Source organism: Kribbella sp. NPDC004875, assembly GCF_042873375.1.
Lineage (GTDB): Bacteria > Actinomycetota > Actinomycetes > Propionibacteriales > Kribbellaceae > Kribbella.
In genome coordinates, this window is the sequence record NZ_JBIALI010000001.1 from 1,959,904 (window position 1) to 1,972,728 (window position 12,825).

Below are 12,825 nucleotides of genomic sequence, written 5' to 3' on the forward strand. Positions count from 1 at the left end.
GACAAGTGACCCGTGCCGATCTGAGCAAGGACCCGCAGGCTGTTGCCGCCATGTTCGACAACGTGGCGGAGGGGTACGACCGGACCAACGCGGTCGCCACCCTGGGGCTGGAGAAGCTGTACTGGCGGCCCGCGACGCTGGCCGAGATCGCGCCGCGGAAGGGGCTGAAGATCCTCGACCTGGCCGCCGGGACCGGGGCGTCGAGCATCAAGTTGCGGGAGGCCGGCGCCGAGGTGGTGTCGTGCGACTTCTCCGTCGGCATGCTCACGGTCGGCAAGCGCCGGTACCCCGAGCTGGACCTGATCGCCGGTGACGCGCTGCGGCTGCCGTTCGCCGACGAGACCTTCGACGTGGTGACGATCTCCTGGGCGCTGCGGAACGTGAACGACGTGCCGGTCGCGCTGCGGGAGATGCTCCGGGTGACACGGCCCGGCGGGCGGCTCGTCGTACTGGAGCAGTCGCACCCGACCTGGAAACCGTTCCGGGTGGTGTACCTGGAGTACATGATGCGGGCGGTGCCGGCGGTGGCGAAGGTGGTGTCGACCAACCCGGAGGCGTACGAGTACCTCGCGGAGTCGACCCGGGCCTGGCTGCCGCAGGAGCCGCTGGCCAGGGCGATCGAGGACGCGGGCTGGACCAGGGTGCAGTGGCGGAACCTGACCGGTGGTCTGGTGGCCATCCACCGCGGCGTGCGGCGCCAATAGGAAATCTGGCCAGTTAATTACGCAACGGAATTTAAGCGTAAATCGCTTGCCAACAAGGGTGTTGGGGTCAGTTTCGTGTCCACGTCAGGCAGTCCTAGACTGTCGGGTGTAGAGGCTTCGTGAATCACTTCACGAGCGCACACGCCCCCAACTTCCAGGCCGGGAAAGAGATGAGCCAGAGCGTGCCGAGCGGGCAGCAGGCGGAGACCGCCGATGTGATCGTCGTCGGCGCCGGACCGGCCGGATCGGCGGCGGCGTACCACCTGGCGAACGCCGGTCTCGACGTGCTGCTGCTGGAGAAGACCGCGTTCCCGCGGGAGAAGGTCTGCGGCGACGGGCTCACCCCGCGCGGCACCAAGCAGCTCATCAACATGGGCATCGACATCTCCGAAGAGGCCGGCTGGATCCGCAACTACGGGCTCCGGATCCAGGGTGCCGGGCACCAGTTGCAGCTGGACTGGCCGGATCTGGCCAGCCACCCGAACTACGGCCTGACCCGGAACCGGATGGACTTCGACGACATGCTCGCCCGGCAGGCCGTGAAGGCCGGGGCGCGGCTGCGCGAGCGGACCAACGTCAGCGGCCCGATCCTGGACGACCGCGGCCACATCGTCGGCGTCACCGCGAAGCCGGTCGACGACAACGGCCGGCGGGCCGGCGACGACCTCGAGTTCCGGGCGCCACTGGTGATGGCGGCCGACGGCAACTCGTCCCGGCTGAGCATCGCGATGGGCCTGCACAAGCGCGACGACCGTCCGATGGGGGTCGCGGTCCGGACGTACTTCACCAGCCCGCGGACCCACGACGACTACCTGGAGTCCTGGCTCGAGCTGTGGGCCGACGACCCCAAGCAGCCCGGCGGCAAGGTGCTGCTCCCCGGCTACGGCTGGATCTTCGGAATGGGTGACGGCACGGTCAACGTCGGCCTCGGCATCCTGAACACCTCCGAGGCGTTCGGCAAGGTCGACTACGCCGACCTGCTGAAGGCCTGGCTGAAGAACACGCCGGAGGAGTGGCAGTTCCGCGACGAGTTCCAGACCCTCCCGATCCGCGGGGCGGCGCTGCCGATGGGCTTCAACCGGCAGCCGCACTACACCCGCGGCCTGATGCTGCTCGGCGACGCCGGCGGCATGGTCAACCCGTTCAACGGCGAGGGCATCCCGTACGCGATGGAGTCCGGGGCGTTCGCCGCCGAGGTCGCCGCCCAGGCACTGCGCCGGCAGCCGAACCAGCGGGAGCGCGCGCTGTCGGCGTACCCGAAGGCGCTGAAGCAGGAGTACGGCGGTTACTACACCCTCGGCCGGATCTTCGTGAAGCTGATCGGAAATCCGGAGGTGATGCGGCTGTGCACCAAGTACGGTCTGCCGCGCACCACGCTGATGAAGTTCACCCTGAAGTTGCTTGCCAACCTCACCGACCCGCGCGACGGGGACGTGATGGACAAGATCATCAACGGCCTCACCAAGCTCGCCCCCGCGGCCTGACCGGCGGGGCGAGTGAGCTGAGCCACAGCGGTACTGATAACACAGTCCTGGGAACGGGACTGTCCCTGAAAGACACGACACACAAGACCACCGGCTGAAGGAGGGAGCACGCAGCGATGCACCCCTACACACCGATTCTCGCTCTGGCTGTGCTCGCGGCGCTCTTCGTAGCGGGCAGCATCGCCGTGAGTGCACTGGTCGGCCCGAAGCGGTACAACCGGGCCAGGCTGGACTCGTACGAGTGCGGTATCGAGCCCACGCCGCAGCCGGTCGGCGGTGGCCGCTTCCCGGTGAAGTACTACATCACCGCGATGCTGTTCATCGTGTTCGACATCGAGATCATCTTCCTCTACCCGTGGGCGGTCGCGTTCGACCAGATGGCCCTGTTCGGGCTGGTCGAGATGGTCATCTTCATCGTCACCGTCTTCATCGCGTACGCCTACGTGTGGCGCCGCGGTGGACTGGAGTGGGACTGACATGGGTCTTGAGGAACAGCTTCCGGCAGGCGTCCTGCTGAGCACCGTCGAAGGACTGCTCGGCTACATGCGCAAGGCGTCGTTGTGGCCGGCAACCTTCGGGCTGGCCTGCTGCGCCATCGAGATGATGACCACGGGCGCGCCGCGGTACGACGCCGCGCGGTTCGGCATGGAGGTCTTCCGGGCCTCGCCGCGCCAGGCCGACCTGATGATCGTGGCCGGCCGGGTGAGCCAGAAGATGGCTCCGGTGCTGCGCCAGATCTACGACCAGATGCCCGGCCCGAAGTGGGTGCTGGCGATGGGCGTCTGCGCGTCCTCGGGCGGGATGTTCAACAACTACGCCATCGTGCAGGGCGTGGACCACGTCGTACCCGTCGACATGTACCTGCCCGGCTGCCCGCCGCGGCCGGAGATGCTGCTGGACGCGTTCCTGAAGATCCACGACCAGATCCAGCACATGAAGCTCGGCGCGCACAAGAAGGCGCTGCAGACCGAGCAGGAGGCCGCGGCCCTGACCGCCGCACCGACGATCGAGATGAAGGGGCTGCTCCGGTGAGCGACACCCAGCCGGAGAACCTCCCGGCGACCTCTGCCGCTGGTGACGCGCAGACCCCGCAGGCGGAGGTGATCGACCAGCGCGAGGGCATGTTCGGCGTCCGTGGTACCGGCGACACCTCCGGTTTCGGTGGCCTGCGCCGCCAGGTGGCACTGCCCGGCAGCACACCGAAGCCGTACGGCGGCTGGTTCGACGGCGCCACCGAGCGCCTCGAGGGCCTGGTCGGCGACGGCGCGATCGAGAAGGTCGTGGTCGACCGCGGCGAGCTGACGCTGCACATCAAGCGCGAGAAGCTCGTCGAGGTCTGCCAGCACCTGCGCGACGACGAGGCGCTGCGGTTCGAGTTCTGCTCCGGCGTCAGCGGGGTGCACTACCCGCACGAGACCGGCCGCGAACTGCACGCCGTCTATCACTTCCTGTCAATCACCCACAACCGCCGGATCCGGCTGGAGGTGTCGGCGCCCGACGGCGACCCGCATATCCCGTCGATCGTCTCGGTCTACCCGGCCAACGACTGGCACGAGCGGGAGACCTGGGACTTCTTCGGCATCGTCTTCGACGGTCACCCGGCGCTGACCCGGATCCAGATGCCCGACGACTGGCCGGGTCACCCGCAGCGCAAGGACTACCCGCTCGGCGGTATCGACGTCGAGTACAAGGGCGCTGTCATCCCACCGCCCGACACGCGGAGGTCGTACAACTGATGACCACTACAGACCCTTACGCGACCACTCGGGACACCACCGAGGGCAAGGTCTTCACCGTTACCGGCCAGGACTGGGACTCGGTCGTGTCCGGCCTCGGCGAGGAGCCCGAAGAGCGCGTCGTCGTCAACATGGGCCCGCAGCACCCGTCCACACACGGCGTGCTCCGGCTGATCCTCGAGCTCGACGGTGAGACGGTGACCGAGGCCCGCTGCGGCATCGGGTACCTGCACACCGGTATCGAGAAGAACATGGAGTTCCGCTCCTGGACGCAGGGCGTCACCTTCGTCACCCGGATGGACTACCTGTCGCCGTTCTACAACGAGGCGGCGTACTGCCTGGCCGTCGAGCGGCTGCTCGGGATCGAGGACGACATCCCGGAGAAGGCCAACGTGATGCGGGTGCTCCTGATGGAGCTCAACCGGATCAGCAGCCACCTGGTCTGCATCGCCACCGGCGGGATGGAGATCGGCGCGCTGACCGTGATGACGATCGGGTTCCGCGAGCGCGAGATGACGCTGGACCTGTTCGAGCTGATCACCGGCCTGCGGATGAACCACGCGTTCATCCGGCCCGGCGGTGTCGCCCAGGACCTGCCCGCGGGCGCGCTGGACAAGATCCGCGAGTACATCACCTGGATGAACAAGCATCTCCCGGAGTACGCCGAGCTCTGCAACGCGAACCCGATCTTCAAGCACCGGCTCGGCAACGTCGGGTACCTCGACCTGGCCGGCTGCATGGCGCTCGGGATCTCCGGCCCGACGGTGCGCTCGACCGGCTACGCGCTGGACCTGCGCAAGTCCCAGCCGTACTGCGGGTACGAGACCTACGACTTCGACGTCCCGACCTGGGACAGCTCGGACTCGTACGGCCGGTTCCGCGTCCGGCTGCAGGAGATGCACGAGTCGCTGAAGATCATCGAGCAGTGCGCCGACCGGCTGGAGAAGATGGAAGGCCAGCCGGTGATGGTGGCCGACAAGAAGATCGGCTGGCCGAGCCAGCTGGCCGTCGGCGCCGACGGGATGGGCAACTCGCTCGACCACATCAAGCACATCATGGGCGAGTCGATGGAAGCGCTGATCCATCACTTCAAGCTGGTCACGGAGGGCTTCCGGGTGCCGGCCGGGCAGGCCTACGTGGCGATCGAGTCGCCGCGTGGCGAACTCGGTGCGCACGTCGTCTCCGACGGCGGCACGAAGCCGTTCCGGGTGCACTTCCGTGACCCGTCCTTCGCAAACCTGCAGGCGATGCCGATCATGTGCGAGGGCGGCCAGGTCGCCGACGTGATCGTCGCCGTCGCCAGCCTTGACCCGGTGATGGGTGGAGTGGACCGCTAAATGGCCGAGAACCACACAACTGCTACCGACAAGACGGTGCCCTACAGCACCGGCGACTCGAAGATCACCGAGACCACGATCGCGGAGATGCGCGAGCTGGCCGCCCGGTACCCGGTCGGCCGCTCCGCGCTGCTGCCGATGCTGCACCTGGTGCAGTCGGTCGAGGGCCGGGTCACCCCGGAGGGCATCGAGGCCTGCGCCGACGTGCTCGGGCTGACCGGCGCCGAGGTGTCGGCGGTGGCCACCTTCTACACGATGTACAAGCGCCGCCCGGTCGGCGACTACCACGTCGGCGTCTGCACCAACACGCTGTGCGCGGTGATGGGTGGCGACCTGATCTTCGAGCGGCTCAAGCAGCACCTCGAGGTCGGCAACGACGAGACCACCGAGGACGGCAAGATCACCCTCGAGCACCTCGAGTGCAACGCCGCCTGCGACTACGCGCCGGTGATGATGGTGAACTGGGAGTTCTTCGACGACATGACGCCGGAGAGCGCCACCCAGCTGGTCGACGACCTGCGCGAGGGCACCGAGGTGAAGTCCCCGCGCGGTGCGACGATCTGCACCTGGCGGGAGGCCGAGCGAGTGCTCGCCGGCTACCCCGACGGCCGCGCCGACGAGGGCCCGACCGGTGGCAAGGCCTCGCTGGCCGGCCTCCGGCTGGCCCGCGAGCGCAACTGGTCGGCCCCGAACGGCTCCGGCGGAACGTCGGGCGCGGCGGCCGAGAGCACTGTTTCACCGGAGGCGGCCGCCGGTCCGCGGCCCTCCGACCAGCCGGGCAAGGAGTCCCAGGCTGTGCACACCGACGACTCCCGGAAGGAGGGCTGACCATGACCGATGTGCTGACCCCGGTGCTGTCGAACAACTGGGACCAGATCAACGCCTGGCAGCTGGCCTCGTACCAGCGCACCGGCGGGTACGACGCCCTTCGCAAGGCGCTCACCATGCAGCCGGCCGACGTCGTTGCCACGGTCAAGGACTCGGGACTGCGCGGCCGTGGCGGCGCGGGCTTCCCGACCGGCATGAAGTGGTCCTTCATCCCGCAGGACAACCCGAAGCCGAAGTACCTGGTGGTGAACGCGGACGAGTCCGAGCCGGGCACCTGCAAGGACATCCCGCTGATGATGGCCTCGCCGCACACGCTGGTCGAGGGCGTCATCATCGCGTCCTACGCGATCCGCGCGTCCGCCGCGTTCATCTACGTCCGCGGCGAGGTGCTGCACGTGATCCGCCGGCTGCAGCAGGCGGTCCAGGAGGCCAAGGACGCCGGCTACATCGGCCAGAACATCCTCGGCAGCGGCTACGACCTCGACGTCGTCGTGCACGCCGGCGCCGGGGCCTACATCTGCGGCGAGGAGACGGCGCTGCTGGACTCGCTGGAAGGTCGTCGCGGTCAACCCCGGCTGCGTCCTCCGTTCCCCGCGGTCGCGGGCTTGTACGGCTGCCCCACTGTCATCAACAACGTCGAGTCGATCGCATCCGTTCCCGTGATCCTGAAGAACGGTGCGGACTGGTTCTCCTCGATGGGCACCGAGAAGTCCAAGGGCATGACGCTGTACTCGCTGTCCGGGCACGTCACCCGCCCGGGCCAGTACGAGGCGCCGCTCGGCATCACGCTGCGGCAGCTGCTCGACCTGGCCGGCGGAGTGCGCGAGGGACACCAGCTGAAGTTCTGGACGCCGGGTGGCTCGTCCACCCCGTTGCTGACCGCTGAGCACCTCGACGTACCGCTGGACTACGAGGGTGTCGGGTCGGTCGGCTCGATGCTCGGTACGAAGGCGTTGCAGATCTTCGACGACTCGGTGTGCGTGGTGCGCGCCGTACTGCGCTGGACCGAGTTCTACAAGCACGAATCCTGCGGCAAGTGCACCCCGTGCCGGGAGGGCACGTGGTGGCTGGTGCAGATCCTCGAGCGGCTGGAGAAGGGCCAGGGGTCGGAGGAGGACCTGGAGGTCCTGCTCGACCTGTCCGAGAACATCCTCGGCCGGTCGTTCTGTGCGCTCGGTGACGGTGCCACGGCGCCGATCACCAGCTCGATCGCGCACTTCAAGGACGAGTACCTGGCGCACTTCGAGAACGGCGGCTGCCCGTTCGACCCGATGGCAAGCACTGTCTTCGCGACTGCTGGAGCTAGCGCATGACGATCCAAGCGAACCCGCCGGCCGGGTCCGAGGTGGAGCGGACCGACCTGGTCACCGTCACCATCGACGACATCGAGGTCAAGGTTCCGAAGAACAGCCTGGCGATCCGGGCGGCCGAGCAGATCGGGATCCAGATCCCGCGGTTCTGCGACCACCCGCTGCTCGACCCGGTCGGTGCCTGCCGGCAGTGCCTGGTCGAGGTCGTCGACGCGGGCAACGGCCGCGGGATGCCGAAGCCGCAGGCGTCCTGCACGCTGACGGTGGCCGACGGCATGGTGATCCGTACCCAGGTGAGCTCGCCGGTCGCCGACAAGGCGCAGCACGGGAACATGGAGTTCCTGCTGATCAACCACCCGCTGGACTGCCCGGTCTGCGACAAGGGCGGCGAGTGCCCGCTGCAGAACCAGGCGATGACCAACGGCAGTGGCGAGTCCCGGTTCCACGCCAGCCACGGCGTGAAGCGGACCTACCCGAAGCCGATCAACATCTCGGCCGAGGTACTGCTGGACCGCGAGCGCTGCATCCTCTGCGCGCGCTGCACCCGCTTCTCCGAGCAGATCGCCGGTGACCCGTTCATCGCGCTGATCGAGCGCGGCGCGCTGCAGCAGGTCGGCATCTACGAGAAGGAGCCTTTCGAGAGCTACTTCTCCGGCAACACCATCCAGATCTGCCCGGTGGGTGCGCTGACGAGTGCGGCGTACCGCTTCCGCTCGCGGCCGTTCGACCTGGTGTCGGTGCCGTCGGTGGCCGAGCACGACTCGTCCGGCGCGGCGATCCGGATCGACTACCGGCGCGGCAAGGTGATGCGCCGGCTGTCCGGTGACGACCCGCAGGTCAACGAGGAGTGGATCTCCGACAAGGACCGGTTCGCGTTCCAGTACGCGAACACCGGCGACCGGCTGACGCACCCGATGATCCGCGAGGACGGCGAGCTGCGGCCGGCGTCCTGGCCGGAGGCACTGACCTTCGCGGCGGAGAAGCTGAACGCCGCCCGCGGCAACGCGGCCGTGCTGACCGGTGGCCGGCTGCCGCTCGAGGACGCCTACGCGTACTCGAAGTTCGCCCGGGTCGCGCTGGGCAGCAACGACATCGACTTCCGCGCTCGCCCGCACTCCGCGGAGGAGGCGGACTTCCTCGCCGCCGCGGTGGCCGGCACCGGCCTGGGTACGACGTTCGCGGACCTCGAGAAGGCCGGCTCGGTGCTGTTCGCCGGGTTCGAGCCCGAGGAGGAGGCACCGTCGGTGTTCCTCCGGGTCCGCAAGGGCGTCAAGACCCACGGCACCAAGGTGTTCACGATCGCGGCGTACGCGTCCCGCGGTGTCGAGAAGCTGGACGGCGTCGTCGTGCACGCTTCCCCGGGCACCGAGGCCGCCGTACTCGGCGATCTCGGGAACGCCGGTGAGGCCGGGGCCGCTGCCCGGGCCGCGCTCGGTGCGGACTCGGTGATCGTCGTCGGCGAGCGGCTCGCGTCGGTCCCGGGTGGGTACTCGGCCGCGCTGCGGCTGGCGCTCGACTCCGGTGCGCAGCTGGCCTGGATCCCGCGGCGCGCGGGCGACCGGGCCGCGCTCGAGGCAGGCTGCCTGCCGGGGCTGCTGCCCGGCGGCCGGCTGGTCAGCGACCCGCAGGCGCGGGTCGACCTGCAGGCCGCGTGGGGCGTGGACAACCTGCCGGGCGAGAACGGCAAGGACCTGACCGAGATCCTGGCGGGTGCCGGTGCGCTGGACGCGCTGGTGGTCGCCGGTGTCGAGATCGACGACCTGCCGGACCCGGCGGCCGCGCTGGCCGCGCTCGCGGCGGCGCCGTTCGTGGTCAGCTTCGAGGTCCGCAACTCGCAGGTGACCGGGTACGCCGATGTGGTCTTCCCGGTCGTTCCGACGGTGGAGAAGTCCGGCACCTTCGTGAACTGGGAGGGCCGCGAGCGGCCGTTCCCGGTGGTGCTCAAGGTGCCGGCCGCGATGCCGGACGTCCGCGCGCTGGCGGCGCTGGCCCAGGAGATGGGGCAGTCGCTCGGCTTCAGCACGCCGGCCGGCGCGAAGCAGGAGTTCGACGAGCTCGGCCGCTGGGACGGCGACCGCGCGCAGGAGCCGACGTACCAGGCCGCTCCGGCGCTCGGGGCGTTCGACTCGACCCGGCTCGCGACCTGGCGGATGCTGATCGACGACAGTCGCGCCTGCGACGGTGAGCCGCACCTGACCGCGACCGCGCGCAAGCCGGTCGCCCGGATCTCGCTCACCACCGCGCACCGGGCCGGTGTCGTCGACGGGGACGAGCTGGTGGTCAGCACCGACGCCGGAAGCATCCGGCTGCCGGTGGTGGTCACCCCGATGACCGACAACGTGGTCTGGCTGCCGACCAACTCGGCGGACTCGCACGTCCGCCGGTCGCTGCACGCAGACCATGGCTCGATCGTGACGATCGCCGGAGGGAACGCATGACGGCTTTGGCGGTACCCGACGCAGGGGTCGGTCACGACCCCTGGTGGGTGATCCTCATCAAGGTCCTCTTCATCTTCGTCTTCCTCGTGGTGCTGACGCTGTTCAACATCTGGTGGGAACGCCGGGTGGTGGCGCGGATGCAGCACCGGATCGGCCCGAACGTGCACGGCCCCGCGGGTCTGCTGCAGTCGCTGGCCGACGGTGTGAAGCTGATGCTGAAGGAAGACCTGATGCCGAAGGGTGTCGACCGGCTGGTCTTCATCCTGGCGCCGGCGATCGTCGCCATCCCGGCCTTCCTGACCTTCGCGGTGATCCCGTTCGGCCCGACCGTGCGGATCCCCGGCACGGACGTCTACACCCGGCTGCAGCTCACCGATCTCCCGGTCTCGGTGCTGTACGTGATGGCGGTCGCCTCGATCGGCATCTACGGCATCGTCCTCGGTGGCTGGTCGTCGAACTCGACGTACTCGCTGCTCGGTGGTCTGCGGTCCAGCGCGCAGATGATCTCGTACGAGGTCGGCATGGGGCTGGCCCTGGTGACCGTGTTCCTGTTCGCCGGCTCGATGTCCACCTCGGAGATCGTGGCGGCGCAGTCGCACCAGACCGTGCACTGGTTCGGGGCGTCGATCCCGCTGCCCGGGTGGTACGCGTTCCTGCTCTTCCCGTCGTTCGTGATCTACGTGATCTCGATGGTCGGCGAGACGAACCGGGCGCCGTTCGACCTGCCCGAGGCCGAGGGCGAGCTGGTGGCCGGCTTCCTGACCGAGTACTCCTCGATCAAGTACGCGATGTTCTTCCTGGCGGAGTACATCAACATGGCGACCGTGTCGGCCCTGGCCACCACGCTCTTCCTGGGCGGCTGGCGGGCCCCGTGGCCGATCTCGCTGTGGGACGGCGCGAACTCGGGCTTCTGGCCGGTGCTGTGGTTCATGGGCAAGCTGATGTGCTTCATCTTCTTCTACATCTGGCTGCGCGGAACGCTGCCGCGACTGCGTTACGACCAGTTCATGAAGCTCGGCTGGAAGATCCTGATCCCGATCTCGCTGGCCTGGATCCTGCTGGTCGCCACCGTCCGCGCGGTCGGCCGAGAGACGAACTTCAGCCGGACGACGCTGCTGGTCGCCGCCGCCGTGGTGCTGGTGATCGCCATCGTCACGATGTTCATCCCGGCCAAGCCCAAGGAAGACAACACCGCGGTCGCCGACGGCAAGGACTTCGACGCCTTCGCCGGCGGCTTCCCGGTGCCCCCACCGCTCGAGAACGTCCCGAGCCGAAGTGAGACCGACAGCCGGAGCAAGGAAGGCAGCCGTGGCTAGTGTCAAAGAGTCCCTCTGGGACCCGGTAGCCGGGTTCGGGGTCACCTTCCGGACGATGTTCCGGAAGGTGTTCACCGAGCAGTACCCGTTCGAGAAGAAGCCCACCGCCCCACGCTTCCACGGCCGGCACCAGCTGAACCGCTGGCCGGACGGGCTGGAGAAGTGCGTCGGCTGCGAGCTGTGCGCGTGGGCCTGCCCCGCGGACGCGATCTACGTCGAGGGCGCGGACAACACCGAAGGCGGCCGGTTCTCGCCGGGCGAGCGGTACGGGCGGGTCTACCAGATCAACTACCTGCGCTGCATCCTCTGCGGTCTGTGCATCGAGGCCTGCCCGACCCGGGCGCTCACGATGACCAACGAGTACGAGCTGGCCGACACCACGCGGGCGTCCCTCATCTACGAGAAGAAGGACCTGCTGGCGCCGCTGCTCCCGGGGATGCAGGAGCCGCCGCACGACATGCAGCTCGGCGCGACCGAGAAGGACTACTACCTCGGTCTCACCGGTGCCGCCGCGCCGGCCGAGGGGAGTGACGCCAAATGATGCCGCTGGTCACCGGACCGCAGGTCGCGTTCTGGATGCTGGCCCCGGTCATGATCCTGGCCGCGATCGGCATGGTGCTGGTCCGCAAGGCGGTGCACTCGGCACTGCTGCTGGCCACCGTGATGGTCTGCCTGGCGGTGCAGTACGCCGCCCAGGACGCACCGTTCCTGTTCGCGGTGCAGATCATCGTCTACACCGGCGCGATCCTGATGCTGTTCCTGTTCGTGCTGATGCTGGTCGGCGTCGACGCGTCGGACTCGCTGGTCGAGACGATCCGCGGCCAGCGTGGCCTCGCCGGCATCGCGTTCCTGGGCTTCGGCATCCTGCTGGTCGCCGCCGTCGGGAGCGCCGTGTACGGCGACCCGCTGGGGCTGACCGACGCGCAGCCGGACGGGAACCCGAAGGCGATCGCCGCGCTGCTGTTCGGTAAGTACGTCTGGGCGTTCGAGGTCACCTCGGCGCTGCTGATCACCGCGGCGATGGGCGCCATGATGCTGGCCCACCGCGAGCGGCTGACCAAGAAGAAGACGCAGCGCGACCACGCCGAGGAGCGGATCCGCAAGTACGCCGACCACGGGATCCACCCGGGTCCGCTGCCGACTCCCGGCGTACTGGCCCGGCACAACGCCGTCGACACGCCGGCGCTGCTGCCGGACGGGTCGATCGCGCCGACCTCGGTTTCGCGCGTGCTCCAGGCACGTGGCACCGTGTTCCCCGAGTCGGAGGAGCGCGCGGACGTCGAAGAGGTGCGCGAGCTCGACCTCGGCGAGTCGTACCCGGCCGAGGCGGAGAGCACCGACACGACCGGATTCGGACAGGAGGACAAGCGGTGACAACCGAGCCGTACATCGTGCTCGCGGCGATCCTGTTCAGTATCGGCGCGCTCGGCGTGCTGGTCCGCCGGAACGCGATCGTCGTCTTCATGTGTGTCGAGCTGATGCTGAACGCGACCAACCTCGCGTTCGTCAGCTTCGCCCGCCAGCACGGCAACCTCGACGGCCAGATCGCCGCCTTCTTCGTGATGGTGGTGGCCGCGGCCGAGGTCGTGATCGGGCTGGCGATCATCATGGCCATCTTCCGCACCCGTCGCTCGGCCTCGGTCGACGACGCCAACCTGCTCAAGTACTGAGG

At 68.6% G+C, this 12,825-nt stretch carries 13 protein-coding genes; all 13 read left to right on the forward strand.

Annotated elements, in window-relative coordinates; all coding sequences use genetic code 11:
* Positions 1–5 precede the first annotated feature (5 nt).
* The 13 genes from ACFYRH_RS09505 (at position 6) to nuoK (ending at position 12,823) form a co-directional block, all read left to right on the forward strand.
* Positions 6–704, forward strand: coding sequence for a demethylmenaquinone methyltransferase (locus ACFYRH_RS09505; RefSeq protein ID WP_387770741.1), 699 nt, complete (start codon positions 6–8; stop codon positions 702–704).
* 170 nt (positions 705–874) lie between these two features.
* On the forward strand, positions 875–2,188 hold the full coding sequence (locus ACFYRH_RS09510) for a geranylgeranyl reductase family protein (protein WP_387770744.1): 1,314 nt from the start codon (positions 875–877) through the stop codon (positions 2,186–2,188).
* Between the two features lie 116 nt (positions 2,189–2,304).
* Entirely contained in the window at positions 2,305–2,664 is a 360-nt protein-coding gene (locus tag ACFYRH_RS09515) for an NADH-quinone oxidoreductase subunit A (RefSeq protein ID WP_387770747.1), read from the forward strand.
* A gap of 1 nt (position 2,665) precedes the next feature.
* Complete coding sequence (locus ACFYRH_RS09520; RefSeq protein ID WP_131286677.1) at positions 2,666–3,220, forward strand: NADH-quinone oxidoreductase subunit B family protein; 555 nt, start codon at positions 2,666–2,668, stop codon at positions 3,218–3,220.
* Complete coding sequence (locus ACFYRH_RS09525; RefSeq protein WP_387770750.1) at positions 3,217–3,924, forward strand: NADH-quinone oxidoreductase subunit C; 708 nt, start codon at positions 3,217–3,219, stop codon at positions 3,922–3,924. The genes ACFYRH_RS09520 and ACFYRH_RS09525 overlap by 4 nt, the downstream gene beginning before the upstream one ends.
* Positions 3,924–5,261 (forward strand): NADH-quinone oxidoreductase subunit D, encoded by a 1,338-nt coding sequence (locus tag ACFYRH_RS09530; RefSeq protein WP_387770752.1) that lies wholly within the window; start codon positions 3,924–3,926, stop codon positions 5,259–5,261. The genes ACFYRH_RS09525 and ACFYRH_RS09530 overlap by 1 nt, the downstream gene beginning before the upstream one ends.
* Positions 5,262–6,089 carry an NADH-quinone oxidoreductase subunit NuoE gene (gene nuoE, locus ACFYRH_RS09535; protein WP_387770755.1) on the forward strand — a complete coding sequence of 276 codons (828 nt, stop codon included), beginning with the start codon at positions 5,262–5,264 and terminating at the stop codon, positions 6,087–6,089. It begins immediately after the preceding gene.
* 2 nt (positions 6,090–6,091) lie between these two features.
* On the forward strand, positions 6,092–7,402 hold the full coding sequence (gene nuoF / locus ACFYRH_RS09540) for an NADH-quinone oxidoreductase subunit NuoF (RefSeq protein ID WP_387770758.1): 1,311 nt from the start codon (positions 6,092–6,094) through the stop codon (positions 7,400–7,402).
* On the forward strand, positions 7,399–9,837 hold the full coding sequence (locus ACFYRH_RS09545) for an NADH-quinone oxidoreductase subunit G (RefSeq protein WP_387770761.1): 2,439 nt from the start codon (positions 7,399–7,401) through the stop codon (positions 9,835–9,837). Before nuoF ends, ACFYRH_RS09545 begins: the two co-directional genes overlap by 4 nt.
* Positions 9,834–11,153, forward strand: a complete 1,320-nt coding sequence (gene nuoH, locus ACFYRH_RS09550) for an NADH-quinone oxidoreductase subunit NuoH (protein WP_387770763.1) — start codon at positions 9,834–9,836, stop codon at positions 11,151–11,153. The genes ACFYRH_RS09545 and nuoH overlap by 4 nt, the downstream gene beginning before the upstream one ends.
* A complete protein-coding gene (gene nuoI / locus ACFYRH_RS09555) occupies positions 11,146–11,694 on the forward strand; it encodes an NADH-quinone oxidoreductase subunit NuoI (protein ID WP_387770766.1) in 549 nt (182 codons plus the stop codon). The genes nuoH and nuoI overlap by 8 nt, the downstream gene beginning before the upstream one ends.
* A complete protein-coding gene (locus tag ACFYRH_RS09560) occupies positions 11,691–12,527 on the forward strand; it encodes an NADH-quinone oxidoreductase subunit J (protein ID WP_387770769.1) in 837 nt (278 codons plus the stop codon). The genes nuoI and ACFYRH_RS09560 overlap by 4 nt, the downstream gene beginning before the upstream one ends.
* Positions 12,524–12,823: an NADH-quinone oxidoreductase subunit NuoK gene (nuoK, locus tag ACFYRH_RS09565; protein WP_130384807.1), complete on the forward strand. Its 300-nt coding sequence runs from the start codon at positions 12,524–12,526 to the stop codon at positions 12,821–12,823. The genes ACFYRH_RS09560 and nuoK overlap by 4 nt, the downstream gene beginning before the upstream one ends.
* Positions 12,824–12,825: the final 2 nt, after the last annotated feature.